The 15,895-nt window shown below is 39.1% G+C and carries 14 protein-coding genes and 1 riboswitch; all 14 genes read left to right on the top strand.

Annotated elements, in window-relative coordinates:
* Positions 1–125 precede the first annotated feature (125 nt).
* Positions 126–227: riboswitch (purine riboswitch) on the top strand.
* Positions 228–388: 161 nt separating this feature from the next.
* Positions 389–1,669, top strand: coding sequence for a phosphoribosylamine--glycine ligase (purD, locus tag MWH30_RS11550; RefSeq protein ID WP_248664243.1), 1,281 nt, complete (start codon positions 389–391; stop codon positions 1,667–1,669).
* Between the two features lie 3 nt (positions 1,670–1,672).
* On the top strand, positions 1,673–2,827 hold the full coding sequence (locus tag MWH30_RS11545; RefSeq protein ID WP_248664242.1) for a 5-(carboxyamino)imidazole ribonucleotide synthase: 1,155 nt from the start codon (positions 1,673–1,675) through the stop codon (positions 2,825–2,827).
* Between the two features lie 285 nt (positions 2,828–3,112).
* Positions 3,113–3,640, top strand: a complete 528-nt coding sequence (purE, locus tag MWH30_RS11540; RefSeq protein ID WP_248664241.1) for a 5-(carboxyamino)imidazole ribonucleotide mutase — start codon at positions 3,113–3,115, stop codon at positions 3,638–3,640.
* A 32-nt stretch (positions 3,641–3,672) separates the two neighbouring features.
* Entirely contained in the window at positions 3,673–5,064 is a 1,392-nt protein-coding gene (gene purB, locus MWH30_RS11535) for an adenylosuccinate lyase (RefSeq protein WP_248664240.1), read from the top strand.
* A 19-nt stretch (positions 5,065–5,083) separates the two neighbouring features.
* Complete coding sequence (gene purC / locus MWH30_RS11530; protein ID WP_248664239.1) at positions 5,084–5,791, top strand: phosphoribosylaminoimidazolesuccinocarboxamide synthase; 708 nt, start codon at positions 5,084–5,086, stop codon at positions 5,789–5,791.
* A 425-nt stretch (positions 5,792–6,216) separates the two neighbouring features.
* Entirely contained in the window at positions 6,217–6,477 is a 261-nt protein-coding gene (purS, locus tag MWH30_RS11525; RefSeq protein WP_248664238.1) for a phosphoribosylformylglycinamidine synthase subunit PurS, read from the top strand.
* Between the two features lies 1 nt (position 6,478).
* Positions 6,479–7,183, top strand: a complete 705-nt coding sequence (gene purQ, locus MWH30_RS11520; protein ID WP_248664237.1) for a phosphoribosylformylglycinamidine synthase subunit PurQ — start codon at positions 6,479–6,481, stop codon at positions 7,181–7,183.
* Positions 7,116–9,362: a phosphoribosylformylglycinamidine synthase subunit PurL gene (gene purL, locus MWH30_RS11515; protein WP_282706313.1), complete on the top strand. Its 2,247-nt coding sequence runs from the start codon at positions 7,116–7,118 to the stop codon at positions 9,360–9,362. The genes purQ and purL overlap by 68 nt, the downstream gene beginning before the upstream one ends.
* Positions 9,326–10,750, top strand: a complete 1,425-nt coding sequence (gene purF / locus MWH30_RS11510; RefSeq protein ID WP_248664236.1) for an amidophosphoribosyltransferase — start codon at positions 9,326–9,328, stop codon at positions 10,748–10,750. The genes purL and purF overlap by 37 nt, the downstream gene beginning before the upstream one ends.
* 16 nt (positions 10,751–10,766) lie before the next feature.
* Positions 10,767–11,801: a phosphoribosylformylglycinamidine cyclo-ligase gene (purM, locus tag MWH30_RS11505; RefSeq protein WP_248664235.1), complete on the top strand. Its 1,035-nt coding sequence runs from the start codon at positions 10,767–10,769 to the stop codon at positions 11,799–11,801.
* A 450-nt stretch (positions 11,802–12,251) separates the two neighbouring features.
* The gene (gene purH, locus MWH30_RS11500) at positions 12,252–13,814 is read left to right on the top strand and encodes a bifunctional phosphoribosylaminoimidazolecarboxamide formyltransferase/IMP cyclohydrolase (protein ID WP_248664234.1); all 1,563 of its coding nucleotides are present in this window, start codon (positions 12,252–12,254) and stop codon (positions 13,812–13,814) included.
* A 186-nt stretch (positions 13,815–14,000) separates the two neighbouring features.
* Positions 14,001–14,834 (top strand): ABC transporter substrate-binding protein, encoded by an 834-nt coding sequence (locus MWH30_RS11495; protein WP_248664233.1) that lies wholly within the window; start codon positions 14,001–14,003, stop codon positions 14,832–14,834.
* Between the two features lie 21 nt (positions 14,835–14,855).
* Positions 14,856–15,554, top strand: coding sequence for an ABC transporter permease (locus MWH30_RS11490; RefSeq protein ID WP_248664232.1), 699 nt, complete (start codon positions 14,856–14,858; stop codon positions 15,552–15,554).
* Positions 15,551–15,844 carry an ATP-binding cassette domain-containing protein gene (locus tag MWH30_RS11485; RefSeq protein ID WP_282706311.1) on the top strand — a complete coding sequence of 98 codons (294 nt, stop codon included), beginning with the start codon at positions 15,551–15,553 and terminating at the stop codon, positions 15,842–15,844. The genes MWH30_RS11490 and MWH30_RS11485 overlap by 4 nt, the downstream gene beginning before the upstream one ends.
* The last annotated feature ends 51 nt before the right edge of the window (positions 15,845–15,895 follow it).

Raw genomic sequence — 15,895 nt, 5'->3', positions numbered from 1 at the left:
CTTTTTGCTTTTAATTATAGCATCTTAAAGGGAAGAAATTAAATCTATTTTAGAGTTCTTTCTTGCGATTGCCCTGAGAAAGTTAGTACTTTTATTGACTATAAGAGATTTATTTGGTATTATAAAATCGTAAGTTAATATAGCCTCATATAATTGTGAGAATAAGGCTCGCAAGTCTCTACTGGGTAGCCGTAAACTACCTGACTATGAGGGAAGTGCACCTAGGGTTCCGCATTATTAAATTAATTTTAATGGCTGGTTCGAGCGGTGCAGATTATACACCGAAGGGAAAAAAGCCCAGGCGGGGAGGTTCTGCTCTTAGTTTAGTAGGGTCTGCCTGGCTGGGCTTTTAATTATTAAATCAGGTGAATAAGGAGGAAGATGAGTAATGAAGATTTTAATTATTGGTAGTGGGGGACGAGAGCATACCTTAGCTTGGAAGTTACAGCAAAGTTCTAAAGTTAAACAGATTTATGTAGCTCCTGGTAATGCAGGTACGGCTGAGGTAGCTGAAAATGTAGATATAGCGAGTGAAGATATTGAAGAGTTGCTTAATTTTGCTCAGCAGGAGGAGATTGATTTAACTTTTGTAGGACCCGAAGCACCCTTGGTAGCTGGGATAGTGGATAGATTCGAGGCAGAGGGTTTGCGAATTTTCGGCCCTAATCAAAAAGCAGCTCAATTAGAAGGAAGCAAGGTTTTTTCTAAGAACTTAATGCAGAAGTACGATATTCCTACTGGGGAGTATAGTTCTTTTGCTGAGCCCAAAGCAGCTATTGAATACATTAAAGAAAAGGGAGCTCCTATTGTAGTTAAAGCTGAAGGATTGGCAGCTGGTAAGGGAGTAGTAGTAGCTGAAGAAGTGAAAGAAGCAGTAGAGGCAGTAGAGAAGATTATGGTGGAGCAGAAGTTTGGACGGGCTGGAGAAAGAATAGTAGTAGAGGAGTTTTTGACTGGAGAGGAAGCAACGGTATTAGCTTTTACCGATGGTAAACACATAATACCAATGCTGCCTTCACAGGATCATAAGCCAGCTTATGATGGTGATCAGGGCCCTAATACAGGAGGAATGGGAGCCTATGCTCCAGCGCCAGTGGTTGACGAAGAGGTTTTACAGAAGGTCTATAATCGAATCTTAGAGCCTACCTTAGCTGCTTTAAATAAGGAAGGAATTGAGTTTAAAGGTGTTATTTACAGTGGCTTGATGATTGAAGACGGTGAGCCTAAGGTTTTAGAATATAATGTTCGCTTTGGAGACCCAGAAGCTCAGGTAGTACTTCCTTTATTGGAGACTGATTTAGTAGAGATAGCTGAAGCGGTTATTGAGGAAAGGTTAGAGGAGTTAATAATTAAATGGTCTGGTGATACAGCAGTGGCAGTGGTTATGGCCTCTGATGGTTATCCGATTGAGTATGAAACTGGAAAAGAAATTACTGGAGTAGAGAGCTTAGCAAAGCAAAAGGATATTAATGTTTTTCAGGCAGGAACTGCTAATAAGGATGGCAAGCTAGTTACGGATGGAGGTCGAGTATTAGCCGTTACTGCTCTTGGCGATGGTTATCGAGATACTATAGATAAGTCCTATCAAGGAGTAGAAAAGATAGATTTTGAAGGGGCACATTATCGTAGTGATATTGGACATAAGGCATTGACAAGAGAGGAGAGCTAGTCCATGCTAGATCCAACTAAACAGAACATCGGTATTATTGGTGGTGGACAGTTGGGTAAGATGATGATTTTGGAAGCTAAGAAGATGAATTTTCAGGTTAATATTTTAGATCCTACACCTGATTGTCCTGCTCATAGTATTGCAGATGAACACTTGGTAGCTTCTTTTACTGATCAGGAAGCGATTAAAGAATTAGCAGTTAAATCTGATATTTTGACCTATGAATTTGAACATATTGATGTTGAAGCTTTAAAGGAGCTAGAAAAAGAAGGCTATCAAGTCTATCCAACGGTTAAAAGCTTAGCAGCAATCCAAGATAAGTTTAGACAGAAGAGTATTTTAAAGGATGAGGGCTTACCTGTGCCTGACTTTTTAAAAGCAGAAAATAGAGCAGAGATAAAAGAGGCAGCAGAGAGATTTTCTTATCCGCTAATGTTAAAGAGTTGTACCGGCGGCTATGATGGTAAAGGAAATGCGGTAATTAATAACAAAGCTGAAATTGATAAGGCTTTCCGAGAGCTTAAAGGTGCAAAGAATGATTTAATGGTGGAGGAATTTATCCCTTTTAAAAAGGAGATCTCTGTTATTATTGCCCGGGGAATAGATGGCGATAAGAAGGTTTATCCTGTTGGTGAAAATGAACATCAAAATAATATCCTTTTTACTACTAAAGTGCCGGCCCAGATTACAGATGAGGTGGCTGATAAAGCGGTCAAGCTTGCTTTTGAAGTTATTGATGTCTTTAAAGGAGTAGGGATTTTTTGTATTGAGATGTTTGTAACAGCAGCTGATAAATTATTGATTAATGAAATAGCACCTAGACCTCATAATTCGGGTCACTATTCTATTGAAGGCTGTATTACATCACAATTTGAGCAGCATATTAGAGCAATTAGCGGCTTACCTCTAGGTGAAACAGAACTTCTGAAACCAGTAGTAATGAGAAATATTTTAGGTGAAGAGAAGGAAGGAGAGGCAGTTGTAAAAGGAGTTAATGAAGCTTTAGCCATTCCCGGAGTAAAGGCCCATATTTATGGTAAACGAGTTAATCGGCCAGAACGTAAGATGGGCCATCTAACGGTGACAGCAGATACAGTAGTTGAAGCACATGAGCTTGTTTTAGAGGCGAGTGGTTTGATTGAAATTACAGGAGAATAAGGAATTAGGAATTAGGAAGTTCAAAACATTAGAACAATTAGACACAGACTAAAATCTGACTAAGTTCCGACTGGACCTTAAAATTCTTTAGTTCTTTAATTCTTTTAAGGTTTTATGTTTTAGTCAGATTTTAGTCAGAACTTAGTCTGCACCCCAAGGGCATTTCCCAAAGTAATGACTAGCCAAAAGAATGTCGTCGCTGCGGGGCATGTCTAATAGAACTTGAACTTTATCTTTTGATTTTTAATTGTCAATTGTTAATCAAACGAAAATAGGGGGGGAATTATGACAGTGAAGATTGGTATTATTATGGGAAGTGATTCTGATTTACCGGTAATGAAAGAAGCGGCAGAGATTTTAGATCAGTTTGAAGTTCCTTATGAATTGACAGTTGTTTCGGCCCATAGAACTCCAGCCAGACTTTATGAGTATGCCCAGACAGCCGAGGAGAGAGGATTAGAAGTAATTATTGCTGGAGCTGGAGGAGCAGCCCACTTACCAGGGATGGTGGCTTCAATTACTTCTTTGCCGGTAATCGGAGTACCCGTTAAGACTTCTAAATTGAGTGGAGTAGATTCTCTATACTCTATTGTACAGATGCCTGGTGGAGTACCAGTAGCTACAGTAGCAATTAATGGAGCTAAAAATGCTGGACTATTGGCTCTGGAGATGCTAGGAATTGGAGATAAGGAGATTAGAGCCAAACTTAAAAAGTATAAGGATGATTTACAAGAGATGGTTGAAGATGTGGCTATGGAAGTTGAAGAGTTAGGCTATGAAGAGTATCTGGAGAGTAGTGAGAAGTTTAATTAATAATTCAAGTAGTCAAGGAAGGAGAAACTTTAATGATATCTCGTAATATTTTCGAGAATATAAGTCCCTTAGATCATCGTTATTCTTTAAAAGATGAATTTCAGGCCTATAGTACCTATTTATCGGAAGAAGCCAAGGTTAAGTATCAAGCTCAGGTAGAAGTAGCTTTAGTTAAGGTTTTGGCTAAGTATGGTATCTGTAGTGAAGAGGTAGCTAAAGAAGTAGAGGAGGCTGCGCAAAAGATAAGCGTGGAGAATGTTTACGAGGAAGAGAAGAGGACTAAGCATAATATCAGGGCCCTAGTCAATTGCTTACAGGATAAAGTGAGCGAAGAAGCTAAACCCTATATTCACTTTACTACAACTTCCTTCGATATTGTAGATACAGCAAACTCTTTACGTTATAAGGAAGCTACTGAAGAATTAATTTTGCCTAACTTAAAAGAACTAGCAGAGACCTTAATGGAGATTGCTCTGCGGGATAAGGATACTATTCAAGTGGGAAGAACTCACGGTCAACATGCTGTCCCAGTTACTTTTGGCTTTGCTATTGCTGAGTATGTTAGCAGATTAGGTAATAGGATTAAGGAGCTTGAGAATAGGGCTCAGAATTTGAGAGGCAAGATTTCAGGAGCAGTAGGCGCCTATAATGCTAGCCATCTCTTTTTTACTGATCCAGAAGAGTTTGAAAATGATGTTTTAGCTGAACTTAATTTGGAGGCAGCTACCCATTCTACCCAGATTGTTGAACCGGAGTATTTACTCGATTATGTCCATTCTTTAATCTCTACTTTCGGAATACTAGCTAGCTTTAGTGATGATATGCGCCACCTACAACGTTCCGAAATTGCTGAAGTTGGTGAATACTTTGATAAAGATCAGGTTGGATCTTCGACTATGCCCCACAAAAGAAATCCTATTAATTATGAAAATGTTAAGAGTATGTGGAAGGAATTTATGCCCAGAATGGTGACCAGATATCAGGATCAATTATCTGAACATCAACGGGATTTAACTAATTCAGCTTCAAGTCGCTTTATTCCCGAAATCATAGTTGGACTTTTAGCATCTACCAATCGTTTAATTAAAGTCTGTAAAAAGCTAGTAGTAGATCATAAAAATCTGAAGAAAAATTTTGATCAAAATAAAGAGATGGTAGTAGCAGAACCCTTATATATATTACTTGCTTCCTACGGGCACCCCGATGCCCATGAAATAGTAAGGAAGTTAACTTTAGAAGCTGAAGAGAGAGGTCTGCCTTTAAGAGAATTAATAACTGAAAAGGAAGAATTAGAGCCTTACTGGGCCAAGTTCGATGAAAAACAGCGTCAATTGCTTATAAATCCAGAAAAGTATATTGGCATAGCAGTTGAAAAGACAGAGAAAGTAGTTGATTATTGGCAAGAGGAATTAGAATTAGATTAATGAGCCGGGGGTTAGGAATATGGAGAAGTTAAAGATGATTTATGAAGGAAAAGCAAAAAAGGTTTATGAGACTGGAAAAGAAGATCAGATTATTATAGAATATAAGGATGATGCTACTGCCTTTGATGGGGAAAAGAAAGGACAAATTGTGGGTAAAGGTAGACTTAATGCCGAGATTACTACTATTTTTTTTGATCTATTGGCTGAGCAAGGAATACCAACTCACCATATATCTAAGCTAGGGGAAAGAGAGATTTTGGCCCGGAAGTTGGATATTATCTTGATAGAAGTAGTAATCAGAAATATAGTTGCCGGAAGCCTCACTAAGCGTTTAGGCTTAGCAGAAGGCAGTGAGTTGAAGGAGCCTATATTGGAATTTTACTATAAAAGTGATGAATTAGGTGACCCATTAATTAATGAATACCATATTAGAGCTGAAGAGTTAGCTACTGAGGAAGAATTAGCTGAGATTAAGGGTTTATCTTTTAAGATTAATAGTATTTTAGTGGATTTTTTAGCTGATAAAGGTATAGATTTAGTAGACTTCAAGTTAGAGTTTGGTAAGGGAAGTGATGATAAGCTCTATTTAGGTGATGAAATTTCTCCTGATAACTGTCGCCTCTGGGATAGCAAGAGCAAGAAGAAGTTAGATAAGGATCGCTTTCGTAGGGATTTAGGCGAAGTGGAAAGTGCTTATCAGGAAATATTAAAGAGGTTAAAGGAATAGTTGCTTCACAATAATATTTGTATATTGTTTTATTCAAATGATAGAGGACAGAGGATAGAGGATAGATAAAGTTCAAAAGATTTAAATCTATTGGACACAGACTAAAATCTGACTAAGTTCTGACTAGACCTTAAAACATAAAATCAAAAACTTAGAACAATATTAAGATTAAGCTTGAACTAAAATTTTAGGTTTTATTTGTATTGATTGGTGCTCATTCATAATTTCAAAAGTTTCAATGCTTTTTTAAGGTTTTATATTTTAGTCGGATTTTAGTCATAACTTAGTCTGTGTCAAATAGAATTTGAACTTTATTTCTTGATCTTAATTTATCCTCTATCATTTATCATCTATCCTCTGAAACAATAGAACGATAGTGTTTTAAAAGCTACTTGTCATTAATGAAATCAAAGGAGGAAAATTAAATGGATTGGAAAGTGAAAATAAAGGTAATGTTAAAGAAAAGTATCCTAGACCCGCAAGGTCAGGCTGTCGAGGATGGTTTAGAGGCGCTAGGATATAATAATGTCTCGGAAGTTAAAGTAGGAAAGCATTTGGAGCTAAGTATTGAAGATGTAGCAACTGAAGAAGAATTAGAGGAACAAGTGGAGGAGATGTGTGAAAGATTATTGGCTAACCCAGTAATTGAGGACTATACTTTTCAAGTTGAAGAGATGGAGGGATAGCATGAAATTTGGAGTTGTAACCTTTCCTGGTTCCAATTGTGATCAGGACTGTTATCATGTAGCAGCAGAAGTGTTGAATAAGCCTACTGATATGGTATGGCATAAGGACAAGCAGGATTTGAGCGAGTATGACTGCTTAATACTGCCGGGTGGATTTTCCTATGGTGACTACCTGCGCACAGGAGCTATTGCTAGATTTTCTCCAATTATGGAGTCGGTAATTGAATATGCTGAAGCGGGTGGTTTAGTGATTGGAATCTGTAATGGTTTTCAGATTCTTTTAGAAGCGGGATTATTGCCGGGAGCAATGAAGGTTAACGATAGTCTGAAGTTTGTTTGTGATTATACTAAATTGGAAGTAGTTAATGATGATACTCCCTTTACTAATCGTTGTAATTCAGGAGATATTTTAGAGATTCCTGTAGCGCACGGGGAAGGGAACTATCATATTGATGAAGAGGGATTGGCAGAGTTAATTGCTAATCAGCAGATAGTAGTTAGATATCTTAGCGAGGAAGAGAACCCTAATGGTTCGGTAGATAATATTGCTGGAATCTGTAATCAAGAAAGAAATGTCTTTGGTTTAATGCCCCATCCAGAGCGTTGTTCGGAGAGTATTTTAGGTAATGGTAGTACTGATGGGTATCAGATATTTGCATCGATTGTTGAATATTTGTCAAAGAGAGGTGAGGAGTGTGGAGAATAAACCCTGGGAAGCAGAAGGTTTAACGAAAAGTGAGTACGAGATGATCGTTGATATTTTAGGTAGAAAGCCTAACCGCACGGAGTTAGGGATGTACGGAGTGATGTGGTCGGAGCACTGTAGTTATAAGAACTCTAAGGCTGTATTGAGAAACCTGCCTACGGAGGGAGAGTGTGTGTTGCAGGGCCCGGGTGAAAATGCTGGAGTAATTGATATCGGTGATAATCAGGCTGTTTCTTTTAAAATTGAAAGTCATAACCATCCTTCAGCTATTGAACCATATCAGGGAGCCGCTACCGGTGTAGGAGGTATTATTCGAGACATCTTTACTATGGGAGCTCGACCTATAGCCTGCTTGGATTCTTTACGCTTTGGTGATTTAGAGGATCAGCACGTGCAGTTTCTTTTTGAAGGAGTAGTTTCTGGTATTTCCGGCTACGGTAACTGTATTGGCGTGCCTACTGTAGGAGGAGAGGTTCATTTTTCAGCTGCTTATCAGGATAATCCCTTAGTTAATGCTATGTGTATCGGTCTGATGGAGCATGAGGACTTAGCTACTGGGACAGCTAAAGGAGTAGGTAATCCAGTAATGGTGGTCGGAGCTACTACTGGTAGAGATGGAATTCAAGGAGCCAGCTTTGCTTCTGATGAACTAACTGAGGAGTCCGAGGAAGATCGGCCAGCAGTACAGGTAGGCGATCCCTTTATGGAAAAGCTGTTATTAGAAGCTAGTTTAGAGTTAATCAAAACAGGAGCCTTAGTAGGTATTCAGGATATGGGAGCAGCTGGATTAACCGGTTCGTCTTGTGAGATGGCTAGCCGTGGTGGAGCTGGGATTGAATTAGATGTAGACCTAGTACCTAAACGGGAAACGGGAATGAATGCTTATGAAGTGATGTTATCGGAGTCACAGGAGCGAATGTTAGTAGTGCCTAAAAAGGGTAAAGAAGACTTAGTTAAACAAATCTTTGATAAGTGGGATCTGAATGCGGCAGTAATCGGTAAGGTTACTGACGATGGAATGATGAGAATCTTAAATAAAGGGGAGATAGTAGCCGAAGCGCCGGCTCGTTCTCTAGCCGATGATGCTCCGGAGTATGAGCGCGAATCCAAAAAGCCAGACTATTTAGAAGAAGCACAGAGCTATGATTGGAGTCAATTAGAAGAGCCTCAGGACTATAATCAGGCCTTATTAGAGGTTTTAAGTTCGCCTAATATTGCCAGTAAAGAGTGGGTTTATCAGCAGTACGATCATATGGTGCAGACTAATACAGTAGTCTTGCCTGGTTCTGATGCAGCAGTATTGCGAGTAAAAGGGACAGAGAAAGGACTGGCTGTAGCTACTGACTGCAACGGTCGCTACTGTTATCTAGATCCTGAAACCGGAGGGGCTATTGCTGTGGCTGAGGCAGCACGGAATGTGGTCTGTTCTGGAGCTGAGCCTCTAGCTATTACTGATGGTTTAAACTTTGGTAATCCCTTAAAGCCGGAAATTTTCTGGCAGTTTGAAAAATGCATTGAGGGAATTGGCGAAGCCTGTTTGAGTTTGGGCACTCCGGTTACTGGAGGTAATGTTAGTTTTTATAATGAAAGTCCTGAAGCAGCTATTTATCCAACTCCTATTATTGGTATGGTAGGCCTGTTAGAGGATATTGAGCAGGCAACTACTATTGATTTTAAAGATGAGGGCGATCTGATTCTTTTACTGGGTGAAACCAAGGATGAATTAGGTGCTAGTGAATATTTGCAAGCTTTATATGGTCTAGAGACTGGTCAACCGCCTAGTTTAGATTTAGATTTAGAGAAGAGAGTACAGGAGGTCTGTTTGGAAGCTATTAAAGCGGGAGTAGTTAAGTCGGCTCATGACTGTGCTGATGGTGGCTTAGTGGTAGCTTTAGCAGAAAGCTGTATTAGTGGAGATTTAGGAGCAAAAATTGAATTAGTCAGCGATTTAGCGCCTAGTTCTCTTTTATTCTCTGAATCCCAAAGTAGAATAGTAATTTCTGTAGCTGAAGAAGATCTAGCTCAAGTGAAGAAGCTAGCAGCTGCAAAAGATATTCCGATTAGTGAATTAGGAAGAGTTACTGGAAATAGCTTAGTAGTTAATGATTTAGTTAATTTAGAAGTTGGGGAGTTGAAAAAAGAATGGACAGAGAGTATTCCAACTCTAATAGAAGGTTAGAGGATAAAATGGAGGAAGAGTGTGGGATTATTGGTATTTATTCTCCAGAGCATACTAAAAATATTGCTGATTTGACCTATTTAGGACTACATGCTCTTCAGCATCGAGGTCAAGAAAGTGCCGGAATCTGTGTTAGGGGTGAAGATAGGTTTAAAACTTACAAAGATATGGGCTTTGTTACTAATGTCTTCGATGAAGAGCGTTTAGCTAAGATGTCTGGACAGATGTCCTTAGGTCACGTTCGTTATTCGACTACTGGTTCTAGTAAGCTAGTTAATGCTCAACCTTTGTTAATTAATTCGGCTAAGGGGGAGTTAGCATTAGCTCACAATGGAAACTTAGTTAATAGTGATGAAATAAGATGCAACTTAGAAAAGCAAGGGGCTATCTTTCATTCTAATTTAGATACTGAGGTGATAGCCCATTTAGTAGCTCACTCTTTTAAAGATGATATTATTGAGGCTTTCACTCATAGCTTGCAGCAGGTTAAGGGAGCTTATAGTATAATAGTTTTGACTGAGGATAGTTTAATAGCTGCTCGGGACCCTTATGGATTTAGGCCTTTATCTATTGGTAAGTTAGGTGAACATTATATTGTCGCTTCGGAAACTTGTGCCTTTGATATTGTGGGGGCAGAGTTAATTAGAGACCTTCAGCCGGGGGAAATGGTGGTTATTAATGAAGAGGGAATTCAGAGCAACTATTACTGTGAAAGAAAGCCTGATAGTTTTTGTGTATTCGAATTTATTTATTTTGCTCGTCCAGATAGTGTAATTGAAGGACAGAATGTGCATTTAGCTCGCCGGGCCATGGGAAGGCATTTAGCACGAGAAATGGAGATAGAGGCTGACTTAATAATTCCAGTGCCTAGCTCAGGGATTTCTGCTGCTTTAGGCTTTGCTGAAGAGTCGGGGATTCCTTATGAACAAGGAATTTTGCGTAATAAGTATGTAGGTCGAACCTTTATTCAGCCTACTCAAGAGATTAGAGACTTGAAGGTGCGGATTAAACTAAATCCTATTCAGGAGATAATCGAAGATAAGAGGGTAGTTTTATTAGATGACTCTATTGTGAGGGGGACTACCAGTAAGCAGATTATCAGGATGGTTAGAGAGATGGGAGCTCAAGAGGTGCATATGGCTATTTCTTCTCCGCCAGTGACTGACCCTTGTTATTATGGTGTAGATACCTCAAGACGCCAGGAGCTAATAGCAGCGCAATATAGTGTAGAAGAGATTGCGGAGCATATTGGAGCCGACTCTTTGGCCTATTTAAGTCAGGAAGGTTTATTGAACTCTATTAATACTACTCGGAATGGTTTTTGTACTGCTTGCCTTAATGGTGACTACCCTTTGGTAGGGGAAAGCGATAAGTTTGCATTTGAATAGAGGAGGAGTTTGATTAATGAGTTTATCTTATGAAGAAGCGGGAGTGGATATTGAAGCGGGAGCAGAGGCTGTGGATAGATTGAATAAGCATGTGGAGTCTACCTTCGGGCCCGAAGTACTGACCGGTTTAGGTAACTTCGGGGCCCTATTTGCTCCAGACCTAGGCGATTATGAGGAGCCAATTTTAGTAGCTGGCACCGATGGAGTAGGAACCAAGTTAAAGGTAGCCTTTAAAATGGATAAGCACGATACTATCGGGATAGACTTAGTAGCTATGTCCGTTAATGATATAGTAGTGCAGGGAGCTAAACCACTTTTCTTTTTAGATTATTTAGCTATTGATAATTTGATTCCAGCTAAAGCTGAGGAGATTGTTAAAGGAATTAGTCTAGGCTGTAAAAAAGCAGGAGCTGCTTTAATCGGTGGCGAAATGGCAGAGATGTCCGGTTTTTATAATCAGGATGAGTATGACTTAGCCGGTTTTGCTGTAGGTATTGTAGATAAAAAAGACTTAATTACTGGTGCAGACATTGAGCCGGGGGATAAGGTGATTGGTTTAGCTGCCAACGGAATTCACAGTAATGGTTATACCTTAGCTCGCAAGGTGTTTTTTGAATTAGCCGGTTACGATGTTGATACTGAGTTAGAGGAGTTAGCCCAGCCTTTAGGAGAAGAGTTGTTAAAGCCTACTCGAATCTATGTAGAGCCTATTTTAGAGTTAATGAATAGTTTTAAACTTAAAGGAATAGCTCATATTACTGGTGGGGGATTGATAGAGAATATTCCTCGGATTTTGCCTGCGGGAACTAAAGCGGTCTTAGATCGTAGCTCTTGGCCAGTACCGCCAATTTTGGAGTTAATTCAAAGTGAAGGCGAGATAGACACTAAGGAGATGTATAGAACCTTTAATATGGGAATCGGCATGGCTGTTGTAGTTTCTCCAGCAGAGGTAGCAGATGTTTTAGCTAAATTAGAGGAGTTGCAGGTGGACTCTTATTTAATTGGTGAGATTGTAGCTGGAGATAGAGGTGTGGATTTGGACTTTGATTAATTAATATTGTTATATTGTTTTATTCAAATGATAGAGGACAGAGGATAGAGGATAGATAAAGTTCAAAAGATTTAAATCTATTGGACACAGACTAAAATCTGACTAAGTTCTGACTAGACCTTAAAACATAAAATCAAAAACTTAGAACAATATTAAGATTAAGCTTGAACTAAAATTTTAGGTTTTATTTGTATTGATTGGTGCTCATTCATGATTTCAAAAGTTTCAATGCTTTTTTAAGGTTTTATATTTTAGTCGGATTTTAGTCATAACTTAGTCTGTGTCAAATAGAATTTGAACTTTATTTCTTGATCTTAATTTATCACCATTGGCACTAGCTCCGCGTCGCCTTTATCATTTATCCTCTATCCTCTGAAACATTAGAACGATATTATTCTACCCCGATTATATAGCTAAAAAAAGATTCTAAAATAGCAGTGAGGTGTGAAAATGTCAGAGATGAGATATGCTTTAATTAGCGTTTCTAATAAAGAAGGAATTGTAGACTTTGCTCAACAACTACAGGAGCTAGGAATTAAGATTATTTCCACTGGTGGGACAGGTGAAAAATTAAAAGCAGCTGGTATTTCGGTAATCGATATTCCCCAGGTAACAGAGTATCCGGAGATGCTAGACGGTAGAGTAAAAACCCTTCACCCAGCAGTTCACGGTGGGATTTTAGCCGATCGAAGTAAGACAGAGCATATGCAGCAGTTGAGGGAGTTAGGGATCAAGCCTTTAGACTTAATTGTAGTTAACCTCTATCCCTTTGCGGAGACTATTGCTCAAGAAGGAGTAAGCTTAGCAGAAGCAGTGGAGAATATAGATATCGGTGGCCCTACTATGGTTAGGGCAGCAGCTAAGAACTTTGAACACGTGACGGTAGTAGTAGATCCTACAGACTATCAAGCTGTTTTAGATAAATTAAAAACAGATCAGCTAAGTAAAGCAGATAGGTTGGAGTTATCCTATAAAGCCTTTGCGCATACTGCTGAATATGATCATCTAATTCAAGACTATTTAGCGGGGCTTAAAAAGGAACAGGATGGCTTTCCAGAGGTAATTAGAGATCGTTATCAAAAGATAAACGATCTTCGCTATGGAGAAAATCCCCATCAACAGGCTGCTTTTTATAGCGCTAATCAGAGTCAAGAAGATTCTGTTGCTACTGCTAAGCAGCTACATGGTAAAGACTTATCTTTTAATAATATCAACGATACCAATGCGGCTTTAGAGTTAGTTAAGGAGTTTAAATCTAAGCCAGCTGTAGCTGTGATTAAACATGCTAATCCTTGTGGGATGGCCATAGCTGACAGTTTATTAACAGCCTATCAACAGGCCTATAGTGGTGATCCGATGTCGGCTTACGGCAGTATTGTAGCTTTAAATAGAGAGGTTGATCTGAAAACTGCTCAGGAGATGACCGGGCCCGATCGTTTTGTAGAAGTGGTCATTGCTCCTGGCTTTGAGGATGAAGCATTGAAGATTCTTAAAGAGCGCTGGGAAAGTGTCCGTTTATTAGAGACTGGAGAGCTGGGCGGTGAAGTTAACCCTGGAGAAAAGGATTTCAAAAAGGTGACCGGAGGACTTTTAGTTCAAGATAGAGATTTAGCTACTATAACTAAAGAAGACTTAGAGGTAGTTAGCGACAGAGAGCCTACTGAAGCAGAGTTAAAAGATCTGTTATTTAGTTGGCAAGTAGTTAAACATGTCAAGTCCAATGCTATTGTATTAGCTAAAAATGAAATGGTCTTAGGAGTAGGCGCCGGGCAGATGAGTCGAGTGGATGCGCTGACTATTGCTCAGCTTAAGGCCGGTGCAGAAAAAGAAGGTTCAGTAGTAGCCTCCGATGCTTTTTTACCCTTTAAAGATGTGTTAGTAGAGGCAGTCAAGGCCGGAGCTACTGCTATTATTCAGCCGGGAGGTTCTATTAGAGACGAAGAGATAGTTGAGCTGGCTAACCAGCACGATTTAGCTATGGTCTTTACTGGTAGAAGACATTTTAAACATTAATCCATTATAGAGCCTGGATATCCAGGCTCTATCTATATAGTTTAATTAACTGGCGCATTATATGATTAACTTTATAGCCTGCTTGAAATATTTTAGTATATATATTATAATACGTTGAAAGACTGTTTTTTTGTTATCGATATGTTAATCTAGGCATATCGATAGTAACTTAGTGGAGGTTATCCAATGAAGAAGGCTACTAAAAAGTTTATACTATTGGTATTGATAGCTGCTTTGATGCTAACAGTTACTGCTTGTGGAAGAGGGGATGAGGCAGCTAAAAGATTGATTTTAGCTACTACGACTAGTACATACGATTCTGGTCTTTTAGGCGAGCTGATGCCACAGTTTGAGGAAGAGAAAGGTTACGATGTAGAAATAATTGCCTTAGGTACAGGACAGGCTCTAGAGATTGGGCGCAGAGGAGATGTAGATATTATTCTCGCTCATGCCAAAGAGCTAGAAGAGGAGTTCGTTGCTGAAGGCTACGGAACAGAACGGACTTATGTAATGTATAATGAATTTGTGGTATTGGGCCCTGAAGACGATCCAGCTAACTTAAAAGGAACAACTGATTTAGGTGTAGCATTACAAAGCATTGAAGAGACAGCAAGCAGCTTTGCTTCTCGTGGTGATGATTCAGGAACTCATACTAAGGAGCTGAATCTTTGGGATGAATATGGAATAGATGTAGCTGGTGATTGGTATAATTCCTTAGGACAAGGTATGGGTGATACTTTAATCACAGCTAATGAGATGCAAAGTTACACTCTAGCAGATAGAGGTACCTACTTATCTATGGAGGATCAACTGCCCAACTTAACAGTTGTTTTTGAAGGTGCTGAGCAACTATTTAATACTTATGGAGTAATTCCTATTAATCCTGAGCGACACGACGTTAATTATGAAGGAGTACAGAAGTTAGTAGAGTTCTTTATTCGAGACGATATTCAAGAAAAAATAGGAAAGTTTGGTGGAGATGAGTTTGCTCAACCCTTATTTTTCCCAGCTGCTGACTAATAACAGGATTGGAGGAGTAGGATGGATCTTCTAATTTCTGGATTGAGGGAGGCAGTCTCTTTAATAGTTTCTCTTGATCCTAGAGTTTTACAGATAATCTTTACATCTTTGCAGGTAACAGGGACAGCACTTGTTTTTGCTGCACTGCTAGGGATACCATTAGGAGCATTTTTGGGATTGACTTCTTTTCCTGGTAAGTCCGTGCTCGTCGCTTTATTATATACAGGCATGGGCTTTCCGCCGGTTGTAATTGGTTTATTTGTCTTTATTACCTTTTCTTCGGGAGGGCCAATGGGCTTTCTTAGCTGGCTATTTACTACTAGGGCCATGATTATTGCTCAAGTAATTATTGCTTTTCCTCTGATTGCTGGTTTTACCATGACAGCAGTAGGTGGTGTTGATAAGGATTTGATACTACAATTAAAGTCACTGGGAGCAACTAAAAGGCAGATTATAATGGCTATTTTAAAGGAAGCTCGCTTGGGAGTTTTGGTTTCTATTATTGCTGGTTTTGGAGCAATCATTTCAGAGGTAGGAGCGGTAATGTTAGTAGGAGGTAATATAGAAGGAAGCACTAGAGTTTTAACTACAGCTATAGTTTTGGAAGCACGAAGAGGAAACTTTGGTTTAGCTATCTCCTTCGGAATTATTTTGCTAGCTATTACTTTTGGCGTAAACTTTGCTATGTCTAATCTACCGGGGAGAGGGAGGCGTCAATGATTAAAAGCAGAATAGTTTATAGACTCAGTAATATATCTAAGAGCTATGAAGGAAGAAAGGTTTTAGAAATAGATGAACTTGATATTAACCAAGGAGAGATATTCTGCTTACTAGGCCCTAGTGGAGCAGGGAAGAGTACTTTATTGAGGATTTTAAATTTTTTAGAAACTCCAGATACGGGAAGGGTTGAGTTTTTAAATGAGGCTTACAATAAGTCTAGACAGCCTGACTTAGCTACTAGACGAGAAGTTGTTACTGTATTTCAAAGCCCAGGGCAATCGCATGAATAAATTTTATTTTAAAACTCAATCTTATTTCTTATACTCAGTTTGAATTTAAAA

It is taken from the genome of Fuchsiella alkaliacetigena, from assembly GCF_023227765.1.
GTDB classification, from domain to species: Bacteria; Bacillota; Halanaerobiia; order Halobacteroidales; family Acetohalobiaceae; genus Fuchsiella; species Fuchsiella alkaliacetigena.
The sequence above is the reverse complement of the archived record's forward strand: the minus strand, read 5'-3'. Positions and strand labels throughout refer to the sequence as shown.